The 15,456-nt window shown below is 60.5% G+C and carries 14 protein-coding genes; 13 read left to right on the forward strand and 1 reads right to left on the reverse strand.

The window, feature by feature from the left end; genetic code table 11:
• Positions 1 to 99 precede the first annotated feature (99 nt).
• Both orn and ACI77I_RS03645 read left to right on the forward strand, forming a co-directional pair.
• Positions 100 to 642, forward strand: coding sequence for an oligoribonuclease (orn, locus tag ACI77I_RS03640; protein WP_003188046.1), 543 nt, complete (start codon positions 100 to 102; stop codon positions 640 to 642).
• Between the two features lie 191 nt (positions 643 to 833).
• Positions 834 to 1,451, forward strand: a complete 618-nt coding sequence (locus tag ACI77I_RS03645; protein ID WP_169875734.1) for a trimeric intracellular cation channel family protein — start codon at positions 834 to 836, stop codon at positions 1,449 to 1,451.
• Here the strand turns inward: ACI77I_RS03645 and queG are convergent.
• Positions 1,448 to 2,512, reverse strand: a complete 1,065-nt coding sequence (queG, locus tag ACI77I_RS03650) for a tRNA epoxyqueuosine(34) reductase QueG (protein WP_094950976.1) — start codon at positions 2,510 to 2,512, stop codon at positions 1,448 to 1,450. The two genes, ACI77I_RS03645 and queG, sit on opposite strands and share 4 nt — an antisense overlap.
• 63 nt (positions 2,513 to 2,575) lie before the next feature.
• On the opposite strand from queG, the gene ACI77I_RS03655 reads away from it, so the two are divergent.
• The 11 genes from ACI77I_RS03655 (at position 2,576) to ACI77I_RS03705 (ending at position 14,848) form a co-directional block, all read left to right on the forward strand.
• The gene (locus ACI77I_RS03655) at positions 2,576 to 3,436 is read left to right on the forward strand and encodes an NAD(P)H-hydrate dehydratase (protein WP_406996977.1); all 861 of its coding nucleotides are present in this window, start codon (positions 2,576 to 2,578) and stop codon (positions 3,434 to 3,436) included.
• Positions 3,424 to 3,894: a tRNA (adenosine(37)-N6)-threonylcarbamoyltransferase complex ATPase subunit type 1 TsaE gene (gene tsaE / locus ACI77I_RS03660; RefSeq protein WP_406996978.1), complete on the forward strand. Its 471-nt coding sequence runs from the start codon at positions 3,424 to 3,426 to the stop codon at positions 3,892 to 3,894. Before ACI77I_RS03655 ends, tsaE begins: the two co-directional genes overlap by 13 nt.
• A 17-nt stretch (positions 3,895 to 3,911) precedes the next feature.
• On the forward strand, positions 3,912 to 5,333 hold the full coding sequence (locus ACI77I_RS03665) for an N-acetylmuramoyl-L-alanine amidase (protein WP_406996979.1): 1,422 nt from the start codon (positions 3,912 to 3,914) through the stop codon (positions 5,331 to 5,333).
• Positions 5,333 to 7,246, forward strand: coding sequence for a DNA mismatch repair endonuclease MutL (gene mutL / locus ACI77I_RS03670; RefSeq protein ID WP_094950972.1), 1,914 nt, complete (start codon positions 5,333 to 5,335; stop codon positions 7,244 to 7,246). The genes ACI77I_RS03665 and mutL overlap by 1 nt, the downstream gene beginning before the upstream one ends.
• The gene (gene miaA, locus ACI77I_RS03675; RefSeq protein ID WP_242154100.1) at positions 7,246 to 8,217 is read left to right on the forward strand and encodes a tRNA (adenosine(37)-N6)-dimethylallyltransferase MiaA; all 972 of its coding nucleotides are present in this window, start codon (positions 7,246 to 7,248) and stop codon (positions 8,215 to 8,217) included. The genes mutL and miaA overlap by 1 nt, the downstream gene beginning before the upstream one ends.
• Before the next feature lie 93 nt (positions 8,218 to 8,310).
• On the forward strand, positions 8,311 to 8,571 hold the full coding sequence (gene hfq / locus ACI77I_RS03680) for an RNA chaperone Hfq (protein WP_094950970.1): 261 nt from the start codon (positions 8,311 to 8,313) through the stop codon (positions 8,569 to 8,571).
• 12 nt (positions 8,572 to 8,583) lie between these two features.
• Entirely contained in the window at positions 8,584 to 9,885 is a 1,302-nt protein-coding gene (gene hflX / locus ACI77I_RS03685; protein ID WP_242154102.1) for a ribosome rescue GTPase HflX, read from the forward strand.
• A gap of 96 nt (positions 9,886 to 9,981) precedes the next feature.
• Complete coding sequence (hflK, locus tag ACI77I_RS03690; protein ID WP_094950968.1) at positions 9,982 to 11,157, forward strand: FtsH protease activity modulator HflK; 1,176 nt, start codon at positions 9,982 to 9,984, stop codon at positions 11,155 to 11,157.
• Complete coding sequence (hflC, locus tag ACI77I_RS03695; protein WP_094950967.1) at positions 11,157 to 12,023, forward strand: protease modulator HflC; 867 nt, start codon at positions 11,157 to 11,159, stop codon at positions 12,021 to 12,023. The genes hflK and hflC overlap by 1 nt, the downstream gene beginning before the upstream one ends.
• A gap of 293 nt (positions 12,024 to 12,316) precedes the next feature.
• The gene (locus ACI77I_RS03700) at positions 12,317 to 13,504 is read left to right on the forward strand and encodes an ATP phosphoribosyltransferase regulatory subunit (RefSeq protein WP_094950966.1); all 1,188 of its coding nucleotides are present in this window, start codon (positions 12,317 to 12,319) and stop codon (positions 13,502 to 13,504) included.
• Positions 13,505 to 13,558: 54 nt separating this feature from the next.
• A complete protein-coding gene (locus tag ACI77I_RS03705) occupies positions 13,559 to 14,848 on the forward strand; it encodes an adenylosuccinate synthase (RefSeq protein WP_242154105.1) in 1,290 nt (429 codons plus the stop codon).
• The last annotated feature ends 608 nt before the right edge of the window (positions 14,849 to 15,456 follow it).

Raw genomic sequence — 15,456 nt, forward strand, 5'->3', positions numbered from 1 at the left:
GTGTCGATAATACAAAGGTTAGGTAAAACGGTCGCGAGTCTAGCACGGCCCCGCCTGCTAAACTGCGCAGCTACGCCAAGGTGCAAAGAGAATCAAGCCATGCAAAACCCACAGAACCTGATTTGGATCGATCTGGAAATGACCGGTCTGAACCCCGACACTGACGTCATCATCGAGATGGCGACGATTGTCACCGACAGCAACCTCAACACCTTGGCCGAAGGTCCGGTGATCGCCATTCACCACAGCGACGCCGTCCTCGCCACCATGGACGAGTGGAACACCCGCACCCACGGCAACTCCGGGCTGACCCAGCGCGTGCGTGACAGCCGTATCAGCATGGCTGAAGCTGAGGCTCAAACCATCGCTTTCCTGGAGAAGTGGGTGCCCAAGGGCAAGTCGCCGATCTGTGGCAACAGCATCTGCCAGGACCGCCGCTTCCTTTATACGCATATGAAAGGGCTGGAAAGCTACTTCCATTATCGCAACCTGGATGTGTCCACCTTGAAAGAACTGGCCGCGCGCTGGGCGCCGGAAGTTAAAGATAGCTTCCATAAAGGCAGCACGCATTTGGCGTTGGATGACATTCGCGAATCGATCGCTGAGCTGCAGCATTACCGTAAGCATTTCATCAAGGCTTGAAGATGTAGTGCCAGGCCTGGCGCCTTCGCGAGCAAGCCCGCTCCCACATTCGACTGCATTCCAAAGGTGGAACTCGGTCAAATGTGGGAGCGCGCTTGCTCGCGAAGGGCGCGCCTCGGTCTTTCGCCAAGCGCCCCCTTTTGGTGCCATCACCAAATGATTAGACTGCGCGCCTCTTTGCAAGGATCGCCATCATGCTGTTGATGCTCTACCTCATCGCCATCACCGCCGAAGCCATGACCGGCGCGCTGTCTGCCGGGCGGCGCGGCATGGATTGGTTTGGCGTGGTGCTGATCGCCTGCGTCACCGCCCTGGGCGGCGGCTCGGTGCGCGATGTGCTGTTGGGGCATTACCCGCTGACGTGGGTCAAACACCCGGAATACCTGGTGCTGACTTCCATCGCTGCCTTGGTGACGATCTTTATCGCGCCGCTGATGCGTCACCTGCGTTCGCTGTTCCTGGCGCTGGATGCCGTGGGGCTGGTGGCGTTCACCCTGATCGGCTGCATGACCGCCCTGGAAATGGGCCACGGTATGTTGGTGGCGTCGGTCAGCGGCGTAATCACCGGGGTGTTCGGCGGCATCCTGCGGGATATCTTCTGTAACGACATTCCGCTGATCTTCCGTCGGGAGCTGTACGCCAGCGTGTCGTTCCTGGCCGCCTGGTTCTACATGCTCTGCCTTTATCTGGAACTGCCCAGCGAGCAGGCGATTCTGCTGACCCTGTTCAGCGGCTTTCTATTGCGCCTGCTGGCGATTCGTTTTCACTGGGAAATGCCCAAGTTCGTCTACAACGACGACGTGCACTAGCGCGTAGCGTGTTGGTTGAGCGCCCACTCCACGTGTTCGCGCACCAGCTCCGAGGGGTAATCCCGGCGCGCCTTCAAGGCCTCCAGTACTGGAATGCTCGAGGGCGCATTGCCCAGGCCCACGGCCAGGTTGCGCAGCCAGCGCTCGTAACCGGCGCGGCGTAGCGGCGAACCTTCAGTGCTGCTGAGGAATTTGTCCTCGTCCCACATAAACAGTTCGGCCAGCTCGGCGTTATCCAGATTGTGCCGCGGCTTGAAATCGCTTTCGGCGGTCGGGCGAGCGAAACGATTCCACGGGCAAACGATCTGACAGTCATCGCAACCGAACACGCGATTGCCGATCAATGGGCGCAAGTCTTCCGGGATTGCGCTCTTGAGTTCGATAGTGAGGTAGGAAATGCAGCGTCGCGCGTCCAGTACATAGGGGCCGACGAAGGCATTGGTAGGGCAGATGTCCAGGCACGCCGTGCAGCGGCCGCAATGTTCGGTGGAGTGGGGTGGGTCTACCGGCAGCGGCAAATCGACAAACAGCTCGCTCAAGAAGAAATAGCTGCCGGCCTTGCGATTGAGCACCAGGGTGTTTTTGCCGATCCAGCCGAGGCCGGCTTGTTCGGCGATGGCTTTTTCGAGCACCGGCGCGCTGTCAACAAACGCGCGAAAGCCGAACGGGCCGATTTGCGCCTGGATACGGTCAGCCAGTTGCTGCACGCGTTTGCGGATCAGCTTGTGGTAATCGCGGCCTAGGGCGTATCGGGAAATGTAGGCTTTTTCTGGCTTGGCCAGCAGCTGCGCCATTTGGGTGTCGCCTGGCAGATAATCCATGCGCAGCGACACCACGCGCAAAGTGCCGGGCACCAGCTCATCGGGGTGCGAGCGTTTGCTGCCATGGGCGGCCATGTAGTCCATCTCGCCGTGGTAGCCCGCGTCGAGCCAGCGTTGCAGGTGCTGTTCATGCTCGGCCAGGTCCAGGCCGCTGATGCCGACTTGTTGAAAGCCCAGCTCACGGCCCCAGTCTTTGATCGATTGGGCGAGGGCGGGCAGATCGGTGGTGATGGCAGGCATGAGACAAGGGAAACCGCAGGTTAGATAGGTATAATTCTGCCAGACATCGGAGCTTGAAGACGCATGCCGCAGACAAAACACGCAATAACCGACGTACAGCCCCTGTTGCACGGCCATTTGCCGCAACTGGCTGCACGTTCCCCGGAGGCCCATAAAGGCCAATTCGGCCACCTCTTGGTCATCGGCGGCGACCGCGGCTTTGGCGGGGCCGCGCTATTGAGCGCAGAAAGTGCCTTGCGCAGTGGCGCGGGCATGGTCTCGCTGGCGACCCGCCCCGAACACATCCCCGCCGCTCTGGCGCGCTTGCCGGAAGTCATGACCGTTGGCGTGAGTTCGGCCAACCAGTTGATGGGGTTGCTGGAAAAAATCTCGGTCATCGTCATCGGCCCGGGCCTTGGAGAGGCTTCCTGGGGCAAAAGCCTGTTGTCCGTTGCCGCCAATGCCAAGCAGCCGCAGGTCTGGGACGCCGATGCCTTGAATCAATTGTCTATCGGCAGCGTGAGCCTGCCGGCGAACTCGGTGATCACGCCACATACGGGTGAAGCTGCGCGTTTGATGGGGATCTCGACAGCCGAGGTTCAGGCCGATCGCTCTAAGGTTGCGCGCGCGTTGAGCCAGAAATTCAATGCAGTGGCTATTCTCAAGGGGGCTGGCAGTTTGATTGCCAGCCCGGACGGACGTGTTTCGCGCTGTGACCAGGGCCACCCGGCGATGGCCGCGGCAGGGTTGGGTGATGTATTGAGCGGTCTGGTGGGCGCGTTGCTGGCCCAGGGCATGCCAGCCTATGAGGCAAGCTGCCTGGCCGTGTGGTTGCACGCCACGGCCGGGGATCGCCAAGGCACCTTTGGTCGCGGCCTGGCTGCCAGCGACCTGATACCTGCCATTCGTCAATTGCTGGAGGAGCAGTCGCCGTGTCTGAAGTAACTCTTTTTCTGGCCGATGAAGAAGCGACAGTCGCGTTGGGTCATCGTATCGCCCAGGTTGCGGCCGGTGCAGGGCTGATCTTTCTTGAGGGCGACCTTGGGGCGGGCAAGACCACGCTGTCGCGCGGGATTATTCGCGGGTTGGGCCATACGGGCGCGGTCAAAAGCCCGACGTTCACCTTGGTCGAACCCTACGAGATTGGCGAGATTCGCGCCTTTCACTTCGACCTCTATCGCCTGGTAGACCCCGAAGAGCTGGAGTACATGGGCATCCGTGATTATTTCGACGAAGACGCGCTGTGCCTGATTGAATGGCCAGATAAAGGCACAGGCTTTTTGCCAAAGCCGGACCTGACCATTACCATTACGCCGCGTGATCACGGACGTCAGCTGAAGTTGTTGCCCCAGAGTGCGCGAGGCCAGTCGTGGTGCGCCGCTCTGGCACTGGAATTCAAATAAAATTGGTGGGGTTAGGTATGCGCTTTCGCGCGATGGTTGCTGTCGTAGGGGTGTTGCTTGCGGCAATGACTTTCAATGCTCTGGCTGCTTCACAGGTGAAAAGTGTTCGCCTGTGGCGAGCGCCGGATAACACGCGACTGGTGTTCGACCTGTCTGGCCCGGTCCAGCACAGCGTCTTTACCCTGACGGCGCCTGATCGCCTGGTGATCGACATCAACGGTGCGACCCTGGCCGCGCCGCTGAAAGTCTCCACCGCCAACACGCCGATTACTGCGATGCGCTCCGCCCAGCGCACGCCGACCGACCTGCGTGTGGTGATCGACCTGAAAAAGGTCGTAACCCCGAAAAGTTTTGTGCTTCCCCCGAACGCCCAATACGGCAACCGGTTGGTGGTCGACCTGTTCGACAATGCCGCCGATGCCGCGCCGCCGCCTGCGCCGACGCCAAGTGTGGCCACTGTGCCGGCCGTGCCAGTCAGCCCGGCGCAGCCACAGGTCAAGCTGCCGCCGCCACCACCGGCGCCTGCGGGCAAGCGCGACATTATCGTGGTGATCGACGCCGGCCACGGCGGTGAAGACCCGGGCGCCTCCGGCTCGCGCGGCCAGCATGAGAAAGACGTGGTACTGGCTATCGCCCGTGAGCTGCAGCGTCAGGTCAATGGCATGAAAGGCTATCGCGCCGAGCTGACCCGTACTGGCGACTATTTCATCCCGTTGCGCGGCCGTACCGAAATCGCGCGTAAGAAGGGCGCCGACCTGTTCGTGTCGATCCACGCCGACGCCGCACCTTCTACCGCCGCCTTCGGCGCCTCGGTGTTTGCCCTGTCCGATCGCGGCGCCACGTCCGAGACCGCGCGTTGGCTGGCCGACAGCGAAAACCGTTCCGACTTGATCGGCGGGGCCGGCAACGTGTCCCTCGATGACAAAGACAAAATGCTCGCCGGCGTGCTGCTCGATCTGTCGATGACGGCGTCGTTGACCTCCAGCCTGAACGTGGGCCAGAAGGTCTTGAGCAATATCGGCCGCGTCACTTCCTTGCATAAGCAACGTGTGGAACAGGCCGGGTTCATGGTGTTGAAGTCGCCGGACATCCCATCGATCCTGGTGGAAACCGGGTTTATCTCCAACGCCAACGAAGCCTCGAAGCTGGCCAGCGCCAGCCACCAGCAGGCGCTGGCGCGTTCGATCAGTGCCGGTATTCGCCAGTTCTTCCAGCAGAACCCACCGCCGGGCACTTACATCGCCTGGCTGCGTGACTCTGGGAAAATCGCTCAGGGCCCACGTGACCATCGCGTGCAGCCCGGCGAAACCCTGGCCATGCTGGCCGTGCGTTTCCAGGTGTCGGCCGCTACCTTGCGCAGCGCCAACAACCTGAAAACCGATGAATTGAAAGTTGGCCAGGTGTTGACCATCCCTGGCACCGAATTGGCGGCGCAGTAATGAGCGAATCTGTCCTCAACAGCGGTTCGCGCATCGAACTGCTCAGCCCACGCCTCGCCAACCAGATTGCCGCGGGCGAAGTAGTTGAGCGCCCGGCGTCGGTGATCAAGGAGCTGCTGGAAAACAGCATCGATTCCGGCGCCAAGCGCATTGATGTCGACGTGGAGCAGGGCGGCGTCAAGCTGCTGCGCGTGCGCGATGACGGCAGCGGCATCTCCTCCGATGACCTGCCGCTGGCCCTGGCGCGTCATGCCACCAGCAAGATTCGTGACCTGGAAGACCTTGAACGGGTGATGAGCCTGGGCTTTCGCGGTGAGGCCCTGGCGTCTATCAGCTCGGTGGCGCGCCTGACCCTGACCTCGCGCACCCGCAGCGCCGAGCAAGCCTGGCAAGTGGAAACCGAAGGCCGCGACATGGCACCTCGGGTTCAGCCGGCTGCGCACCCGGTGGGCACGTCGGTGGAAGTGCGCGACCTGTTCTTCAATACCCCGGCGCGGCGTAAATTCCTCAAGGCCGAAAAAACCGAATTCGATCACTTGCAAGAAGTCATCAAACGCCTGGCCTTGGCGCGCTTTGACGTGGCGTTTCACCTGCGTCACAACGGCAAGACCATCCTCAGCCTGCATGAAGCCCATGACGACGCCGCGCGTGCTCGACGTGTATCGGCCATCTGTGGCGCGGGGTTCCTGGAGCAGGCGTTGCCGATTGAAATCGAGCGCAACGGCCTGCGTCTGTGGGGTTGGGTCGGGTTGCCGACCTTCTCCCGTAGCCAGGCGGATTTGCAGTACTTCTTTGTGAATGGCCGTGCGGTGCGCGACAAACTGGTGGCCCACGCGGTGCGCCAGGCTTACCGCGATGTGTTGTTCAACGGGCGGCATCCGACTTTTGTACTGTTTTTTGAGGTCGACCCATCGGTGGTTGACGTCAACGTGCACCCGACCAAGCACGAAGTGCGATTCCGTGACGGGCGCATGGTGCATGACTTCCTTTATGGCACCTTGCACCGTGCCCTCGGCGATGTGCGCCCGGATGATCAGCTGTCGGCGCCGATCGTGACGGCGGTGGTGCGGCCGAGTGGCCCGGAGGCCGGTGAGTTTGGCCCGCAAGGCGAAATGAGCCTGGCGGCCAATTTGCTGCAATCGCCGCAGCCACAGCCTGCTTATACGGCGCCGGGTTCCGGGTCGGGTGCGGGTTACCAGTATCAATACACGCCGCGTCCGCAATCGGCGGTGCCCGTGGCCGAAGCCCAGGCGGCCTATCGCGAGTTTTTCGCGCCGCTGCCGGGTGCCGAGCCCGGCGCTGTCGCGTTGCCGGAGGGCGGTGGGGATATCCCGCCGCTGGGCTATGCGTTGGCACAGCTCAAGGGCATCTACATCCTGGCGGAAAACGCCCATGGCCTGGTGCTGGTGGACATGCACGCCGCCCATGAGCGCATCATGTACGAGCGCCTGAAGATCGCCATGGCCAGCGAAGGCCTCAGCGGCCAGCCGCTCTTGGTGCCGGAATCCCTGGCCGTCAGCCAGCGTGAAGCCGATTGCGCAGAGGAGCACCACAGCGTGTTCCAGAAGCTCGGCTTTGAACTGCAGCGCCTGGGCCCGGAAACTCTGGCAATCCGCCAGATTCCCGCGCTGCTCAAGCAAGCCGAAGCCAACCGATTGGTCGCCGACGTGCTGGCGGACCTGATGGAATACGGCACCAGTGACCGTATCCAGGCGCACATCAACGAGCTGCTCGGCACCATGGCCTGCCACGGTGCCATTCGCGCCAACCGCCGCCTGGCCTTGCCGGAAATGAACGGCTTGCTGCGCGACATGGAAAACACTGAGCGCAGCGGGCAATGCAACCATGGCCGACCGACTTGGACCCAAATGGGCCTGGACGATCTGGACAAACTGTTCTTGCGCGGCCGTTGATGAGTGCCTTGCCCCCCGCGATCTTCCTGATGGGCCCCACGGCCGCCGGCAAGACCGACCTGGCCATCGAGCTGACCAAGGTGTTGCCGTGCGAGCTGATCAGTGTCGACTCTGCCCTGGTTTACCGGGACATGGACATCGGCACCGCCAAGCCTTCAAAAGCGCTGCTGGCCGAGTATCCGCATAAGCTGATCGACATTATCGACCCGGCGCAGAGCTATTCCGCAGCGGATTTTCGCACTGATGCACTGGCCGCCATGGCCGAGATCACCGCACGGGGTAATATTCCGCTGCTGGTGGGCGGTACGATGCTCTACTACAAGGCTCTGCAGGAAGGCTTGGCGGATATGCCGCCGGCCGACGCCCAGGTGCGCGCCGAACTTGAAGAAGAGGCTGTACGCCTTGGCTGGCAAGCCCTGCACGACCAGTTGGCGGCGATTGACCCGGTGTCTGCCGCGCGCATTCACCCCAATGACCCTCAGCGCCTCACGCGCGCTCTGGAAGTTTGGCGGGTCAGCGGGCAGACCATGACTGAACACCGGCTGAAACAAACTGCGCAAAGTGCTGATGCAGGCGCGTCTGGACAGGCACAATTGCCCTATACTGTGGCGAATCTGGCCATCGCTCCGGCAAATCGTCAGGTGCTGCATGAACGAATTGCACAAAGATTCACAATTATGTTGGAACAGGGGTTTGTGGATGAGGTCGTAGCACTGCGTTCACGAGGAGACCTGCACGCTGGGTTGCCTTCGATACGTGCTGTTGGCTACCGCCAAGTCTGGGATCATCTGGATGGCAAGCTGACGTCAGCCGAAATGCAGGAGCGCGGCATCATTGCCACGCGCCAATTGGCGAAACGCCAGTTCACCTGGTTGCGCAGCTGGAGCGATTTGCACTGGCTGGACAGCCTGGACAGCGACAATCTGTCACGCGCCTTGAAATACTTGGGAACGGTCTCCATATTGAGCTGAGTCCTTGCAATTGCCGTCTATCCTTGGGGGTGTGACGGCCATAAGCTATCTATTTTCCGAATTTTATTATTGATCCTTAAAGGAGTGCGGCACATGTCAAAAGGGCATTCGCTACAAGACCCTTACTTGAATACTTTACGTAAAGAGAAAGTGGGGGTTTCCATCTACCTGGTCAACGGGATCAAGCTGCAAGGCACGATCGAGTCGTTCGACCAGTTCGTAATCCTGCTGAAAAACACCGTCAGCCAGATGGTTTACAAGCACGCTATCTCGACAGTAGTTCCAGTTCGTCCTATCCGTCTGCCTAGCGCAACTGATGCCGAACAGGGTGACGCTGAGCCAGGTAACGCCTGATAGGAGTCTCCTTTGTTCTTTGAGCGCCACGGTGGTGGTGAACGAGTAATCCTCGTTCACTTGGATGGACAGGACCCTGAGGCGCGCGAAGATCCGCAGGAGTTTCAGGAGTTGGCAAATTCGGCCGGCGCCGAGACCGTTGCGTTTTTTAACGTGCCGCGTCATCGGCCAACCGCCAAATTCCTGATCGGCAGCGGCAAGGTCGAGGAACTGCGCGACCTGGTCCATGCTGAAGAAGCCGATCTAGTGATCTTCAATCACACCCTCACGCCCAGTCAGGAACGTAACCTCGAACGTGTTTTCGAGTGTCGCGTGATCGACCGCACCGGTCTGATTCTCGATATTTTCGCCCAACGCGCCCGTACCCATGAAGGCAAGCTCCAGGTAGAACTGGCTCAGCTTGACCACATGAGCACCCGGCTGGTTCGCGGCTGGACTCACCTTGAGCGCCAAGGTGGCGGTATCGGCATGCGCGGTCCGGGTGAAACCCAGCTGGAAACCGACCGCCGTCTGTTGCGAGTTCGCCTGCGCCAGATCAAGGGCCGCCTGGAAAAAGTGCGCAGCCAGCGCGAACAATCGCGTCGTGGTCGTATGCGTGCGGATATCCCTACCGTGTCTTTGGTGGGCTATACCAACGCCGGCAAATCCACGCTGTTCAATAACGTGACGAAATCGGACGTGTACGCGGCCGACCAACTGTTCGCCACCCTCGACCCGACCTTGCGCCGTCTGGAACTGGACGACCTGGGGCCGATTGTCCTGGCCGACACCGTGGGTTTCATTCGTCACCTGCCTCACAAGCTGGTCGAGGCGTTTCGGTCTACGCTCGAAGAGTCGAGCAACTCCGACCTGCTGTTGCACGTGATCGATGCGGCTGAACCGGATCGCATGTTGCAGATTGAACAGGTGATGGTGGTGCTGGGCGAGATTGGTGCACAGGACTTGCCGATCCTTGAGGTGTATAACAAACTCGATTTGCTTGAAGGCGTTGAGCCACAAATCCAGCGCGACGAAGACGGCAAGCCCCAGCGGGTTTGGCTGTCGGCGCGTGATGGCAGTGGTTTGGAGTTGCTTGAACAAGCCATTGCCGAGTTGCTGGGCGGCGATTTGTTTGTCGGCACCTTGCGCTTGCCTCAGCGTTTTGCTCGACTGCGTGCACAGTTTTTTGAGTTGGGCGCGGTACAGAAAGAAGAATACGACGAAGAAGGTGTCAGCTTGCTGACCGTTCGATTGCCGCGCTCGGAGCTGAATCGGCTGGTTAGCCGTGAAGGTGTGGTGCCGACGGAGTTTATCGAGCAACACACTTTGCAATAAAAGCCTCCTAAAGCGGTTGTGCCGCGGCAGCAGGCATTCTGTAGCATTGGTCGGCGCGCCGTGGGTGCGTCTTTGCTTTATCAGATGGAGAGCGCTATGGCTTGGAATGAGCCGGGTGGCAACTCGAATAATCAGGATCCTTGGGGTGGTAAACGCCGCAATAATGGCGACCGCAAGGGGCCACCAGATCTCGACGAGGCCTTCCGAAAGCTGCAGGAAAGCCTGAATGGGTTGTTCGGTGGTGGGAAAAAACGTGGTGGTGACGACGGCGGTCGCACAAGCAAGGGCGGTGGCTATGGCCTGCTGGGCCTGGGTCTTGTCGTGCTCGCAGCCGTGTGGCTGTACAGCGCGGTTTACGTAGTCGACGAGCAGGAGCAAGCCGTAGTGCTGCGCTTCGGCAAGTACTACGAGACTGTCGGCCCGGGTCTGAACATCTACTTCCCCCCGATCGACAAAAAGTACATGGAGAACGTCACGCGTGAGCGTGCCTACACCAAGCAGGGCCAGATGCTGACCGAAGACGAGAATATCGTCGAAGTGCCGCTGACCGTGCAGTACAAGATCAGCAATCTTCAGGATTTCGTGCTGAACGTCGATCAACCTGAAATCAGTCTGCAGCAGGCGACTGAAAGTGCCCTGCGCCACGTGGTGGGTTCCACCGCCATGGACCAGGTGCTGACTGAAGGTCGTGAGTTGATGGCCAGCGAGATCAAGGAACGTCTGCAACGGTTCCTCGACACCTATCGCACCGGTATCACTGTTACTCAGGTCAACATACAGAGCGCAGCCGCACCGCGTGAAGTGCAGGAAGCCTTTGACGACGTGATCCGCGCCCGTGAAGACGAGCAGCGTTCGCGCAACCAGGCTGAAACCTACGCCAACGGTGTTGTGCCGGAAGCCCGTGGTCAGGCCCAGCGTATCCTTGAGGATGCCAACGGTTACCGCGATGAAGTGGTCTCCCGCGCCAAGGGTGAGGCGGATCGCTTCACCAAGCTGGTTGCCGAGTACCGCAAGGCTCCGGAAGTCACGCGTGAGCGTCTGTACCTGGACACCATGCAGGAAGTCTTCAGCAACACCAGCAAGGTTCTCGTGACCGGCAGCAAAGGTGGGCAGAACAACCTGCTGTACCTGCCGCTGGACAAGATGATCGAAGGTGGTCGTAGCAGCACCAGCGCACCGGCCTCCGGTTCAACGGCTGCGGCCAACGAAGCGAGCGCCCGTGCGGCCGCTGACTTGCTGCAACAGCAAACACGTACCAGGGAGAGTCGTTGATGAGCAATAAATCGCTGACCGCCCTGATTGTGGGCGTCGTCGTGGTCATCGCTGCCTGGAACTGCTTCTACATCGTGGCTCAGACCGAGCGCGCGGTGTTGCTGCAATTCGGTCGTGTGGTCCAGGCGGATGTCCAGCCGGGCCTGCATGTGAAAGTCCCCTACGTGAACCAGGTGCGCAAGTTCGACGGCCGCCTGATGACCCTGGATGCACCGACACAGCGCTTCCTGACCCTGGAAAAGAAAGCCGTGATGGTTGACGCCTACGCCAAGTGGCGCGTCAAGGATGCCGAGCGCTTCTACACCGCGACTTCCGGCCTCAAGCAGATTGCCGACGAGCGTTTGTCGCGCCGTCTGGAATCGGGCCTGCGTGACCAGTTTGGTAAACGCACCCTGCACGAGGTGGTATCCGGTGAGCGTGATGCGCTGATGGCTGACATCACGCGTTCGTTGAACACCATGGCTGAAAAAGAGCTGGGCATCGAAGTTGTCGATGTTCGGGTCAAGGCGATCGACCTGCCCAAGGAAGTGAACCGCAGCGTGTTCGAGCGTATGAGCACCGAGCGTGAGCGTGAAGCCCGTGAGCATCGCGCCAAGGGTAACGAGTTGGCTGAAGGTATCCGTGCGGATGCCGACCGTCAGCGCCGTGTACTGCTGGCAGAAGCCTATCGTGAGTCTGAAGAGGCCCGTGGTGATGGTGATGCTCAAGCGGCGTCGATCTACTCCAAGGCTTATGGCCAGGACCAGGAGTTCTACGCGTTCTACCGTAGCCTGCGTGCCTACCGTGAAAGCTTCGCGAACAAAACCGACGTCATGGTGCTGGACCCAAGCAGCGACTTCTTCCGCTACCTGGAAAAGTCCAAGTAACCAGCCGGTGATTCTGTAGGACCCACTCCGTCGGGCGGCTAAAATGCCTGGCGGGGTGATCCTTTCAGAAAACGGGTGTATGATGCGGCAGCCGGGAAATTCCCGGCTTTTTTGCGTCTGCATGTTTGATTCGGCAGGCGTGACAGGTTTTTCGAGGAAAGTGCCCGACGAGGCCGTTTGCAGGCCATTCGTCACGTCGTTCTTGCGCGTTGTTTATGCAGGGGCCGGGCATTTTCTGCTTCACTCAGGGCTCGGCCGAAGGCTGGTCGCCCGGATCATAGGGGAATGGCGTAATGGCAACGGTAGACCGCTGGCTGCTGCCAGATGGCATCGAAGAAGTACTGCCACCAGAAGCTGCGCGCATTGAAGTAGCGCGTCGTCAGGTGTTGGATCTGTTCCAGAGCTGGGGTTACGAGTTTGTCGTGACTCCCCATATCGAGTACCTGGAATCCCTGCTGACCGGCGCGGGCCAGGACCTGGATCTGCGCACCTTCAAGGTCATCGACCCGCAATCGGGCCGGCAAATGGGCTTTCGTGCCGACATCACGCCGCAAGTGGCGCGCATCGATGCGCACACCTTGCGCCGCGAAGGCCCGAGCCGCCTGTGCTACGCCGGCAGCGTGCTGCATGCGCAACCGCGAGCCTTGTCGTCGTCCCGTAGCCCGATTCAGCTGGGCGCCGAGTTGTACGGCGATGCCAGCCCGAGCAGCGACGTTGAAGTGATCAGCTTGATGCTGGCCATGCTGCAACTGGCTGACGTGCCGGATGTGCACATGGACCTGGGTCACGTCGGTATCTACCGTGGCCTGGCGCGAGCGGCCGGTTTGTCCGGTGAAGTGGAGCAGCAGTTATTTGATGCCCTGCAACGCAAGGCTATCGATGAAGTGATCGCCCTCACCGAAGGTGTGCCGGCAGACCTCGCCGAAATGCTGCGCGCACTGGTCAACCTGTGCGGCGGCCCTGAAGTGTTGGTGGCTGCGCGTGAGCGCCTGGCGAATGCGCCTGCGCCTGTATTGGCGGCGTTGGATGACGTGCTGGCGATTGCCGAGCGCTTGTCGGCGCGGTTCCCGCAGTTGCCGCTGTATTTTGACCTGGGTGAGTTGCGCGGCTACCACTACCACACCGGTGTGGTGTTCGCCGTATTTGTACCGGGTGTTGGCCAAGCCATTGCCCAAGGCGGTCGTTATGACGATATCGGCGCTGACTTCGGTCGCGCGCGTCCGGCGACTGGCTTTTCCACCGATTTGAAAACCCTGGTGACCCTGGGGCGTGCTGAGGTCGAGCTGCCGTCTGGTGGCGTCTGGATGCCCGACAGTACGGACGCAGCACTCTGGCAGCAGGTTTGCCAGTTGCGCAGTGAGGGTCAGCGTGTCGTCCAGGCTCTGCCTGGGCAGCCATTGGCCGCCGCCCGTGAAGCGGACTGCGACCGGCAATTGATTCTGCAGAACGGGCTTTGGCAAGTTTCGCCACTGGCTTCTTGAGTTTTCCTGCCGGCCATCGCCGGCACCAAGTTTGCGCGAATGAGGACAAGTGTTATGGGTAAGAATGTCGTAGTCCTGGGCACCCAATGGGGTGATGAGGGCAAAGGCAAGATCGTTGATCTGCTGACCGAACATGCTGCCGCCGTAGTGCGCTACCAAGGTGGCCACAACGCTGGCCACACCCTGGTCATCGATGGCGAAAAAACCGTCTTGCACCTGATCCCGTCGGGCGTGCTGCGCGAAGGCGTGCAGTGCCTGATCGGCAACGGCGTGGTGGTTGCACCTGACGCTCTGCTGCGTGAGATCACCAAACTGGAAGAGAAAGGCGTACCGGTGCGCAAGCGCCTGCGTATCAGCCCGTCCTGCCCGCTGATCCTGTCCTTCCACGTTGCGCTGGACCAGGCCCGTGAAAAGGCCCGTGGCGAGCTGAAGATCGGTACTACCGGTCGCGGCATCGGCCCGGCGTACGAAGACAAGGTTGCACGTCGTGGCCTGCGTGTGGGCGACCTGCTCAACATGCCGCGCTTTGAAGACAAGCTGCGTGAGCTGGTGGATTACCACAACTTCATGCTCGTTGGTTACTACAAAGAGCCAGCCATCGAGTTTGAAAAGACCCTGGCTGAGTGCAAAGAATACGCTGAGCTGCTCAAGCCGCTGATGCTGGACGTGACGGCCGAGCTGCACGACCTGCGTCGCGCCGGCAAAGACATCATGTTCGAAGGCGCCCAGGGTTCGTTGCTGGACATCGACCACGGTACCTACCCGTACGTGACCAGCTCCAACACCACCGCTGGCGGCGTAGCCACCGGTTCCGGTGTTGGCCCGATGTTCCTGGACTACATCCTGGGCATCACCAAGGCTTACACCACGCGCGTAGGTTCGGGCCCGTTCCCGACTGAGCTGTTCGACGAAGTCGGCGCACACCTGGCCAAGCAAGGTCACGAGTTCGGCGCTACCACCGGCCGTGCACGTCGTTGCGGCTGGTTCGACGCCGTTATCTTGCGTCGCGCTATCGATGTGAACAGCATCTCGGGCATCTGCCTGACCAAGCTGGACGTACTCGACGGTCTGGAAACCATCAACATCTGCGTCGGCTACAAAGATGCAGACGGTAAGGACGTTGCTCCGACCGACGCTGACAGCTACGTGGGCCTGCAGCCTGTGTACGAAGAAGTGCCGGGCTGGACCGAATCGACCGTGGGCGCCAAAACCCTGGAAGAACTGCCGGCCAACGCCCGTGCTTACATCAAGCGCGTTGAAGAGCTGATCGGCGCGCCAATCGACATTATTTCGACGGGCCCGGACCGCAACGAGACCATCGTTCTGCGTCACCCGTTCGCTTAATAAGCTGTTGATGTAAAAAGCAAAGGGCTCCTTCGGGAGCCCTTTGTCGTATCTGTCTGGCAAACGGCACGACCCTTGCTATGGTTCTTTCTTTCGCGGTGCTATCAAATTAATGGCACCCGTGGTGGAGGGATTCCCAGTGTCTGCCGTTCTCTCATTGTTACAAAGCCGGCTGTTGCGGCCGGTGTTCGTTACCCTAGGTATCGCTCTTTTGGTGCAAGTGCTGGTGGCTGTCGCTCTGACGAGGAGCACGGTCACTGCATTGGAAGCTGATTTGGGCAATCGCCTGGGTATCGACAGCCAGAAACTCTCCGGTGAACTGGCGCAAGCCGGCAAGGAAGTCACGTCGAGTCTGGACAGCCTGTCTTCCAGTACCCGTCAGCGTCTGACCGCAGGGCTTTCCACGCGTCTGCAGGAGGAGCAGAAGCAACTGCGTGCGACCCTGGAAAAAGACCTGCAAGACTCGGCCAACGACATGGCGCAACTGCTGGCCTCGGTGGCGCCGCGCGCCATGTGGGACAGCGACGTGCCGACGCTGTCGGAGTTTGCCCGGCGTGCCCAGCGCAATCCCAACGTGTTGTTCGTGGTCTACGACGATGCGGCCGGGG

The sequence above is a fragment of the Pseudomonas sp. D47 genome (assembly GCF_045447305.1).
In the GTDB taxonomy this organism is placed as follows: Bacteria; Pseudomonadota; Gammaproteobacteria; order Pseudomonadales; family Pseudomonadaceae; genus Aquipseudomonas.

Bases quoted from the DNA above. Each gene is read 5' to 3' on its own strand.
- hfq (WP_094950970.1), top strand. From the start codon at position 8,311: ATGTCAAAAGGGCATTCGCTACAAGACCCTTACTTGAATACTTTACGT.
- ACI77I_RS03655 (WP_406996977.1), top strand. From the start codon at position 2,576: ATGCCGCAGACAAAACACGCAATAACCGACGTACAGCCCCTGTTGCAC.
- queG (WP_094950976.1), bottom strand. From the start codon at position 2,512: ATGCCTGCCATCACCACCGATCTGCCCGCCCTCGCCCAATCGATCAAA.
- orn (WP_003188046.1), top strand. From the start codon at position 100: ATGCAAAACCCACAGAACCTGATTTGGATCGATCTGGAAATGACCGGT.
- mutL (WP_094950972.1), top strand. From the start codon at position 5,333: ATGAGCGAATCTGTCCTCAACAGCGGTTCGCGCATCGAACTGCTCAGC.
- miaA (WP_242154100.1), top strand. From the start codon at position 7,246: ATGAGTGCCTTGCCCCCCGCGATCTTCCTGATGGGCCCCACGGCCGCC.
- hflC (WP_094950967.1), top strand. From the start codon at position 11,157: ATGAGCAATAAATCGCTGACCGCCCTGATTGTGGGCGTCGTCGTGGTC.
- ACI77I_RS03705 (WP_242154105.1), top strand. From the start codon at position 13,559: ATGGGTAAGAATGTCGTAGTCCTGGGCACCCAATGGGGTGATGAGGGC.
- ACI77I_RS03665 (WP_406996979.1), top strand. From the start codon at position 3,912: ATGCGCTTTCGCGCGATGGTTGCTGTCGTAGGGGTGTTGCTTGCGGCA.
- ACI77I_RS03700 (WP_094950966.1), top strand. From the start codon at position 12,317: ATGGCAACGGTAGACCGCTGGCTGCTGCCAGATGGCATCGAAGAAGTA.
- hflK (WP_094950968.1), top strand. From the start codon at position 9,982: ATGGCTTGGAATGAGCCGGGTGGCAACTCGAATAATCAGGATCCTTGG.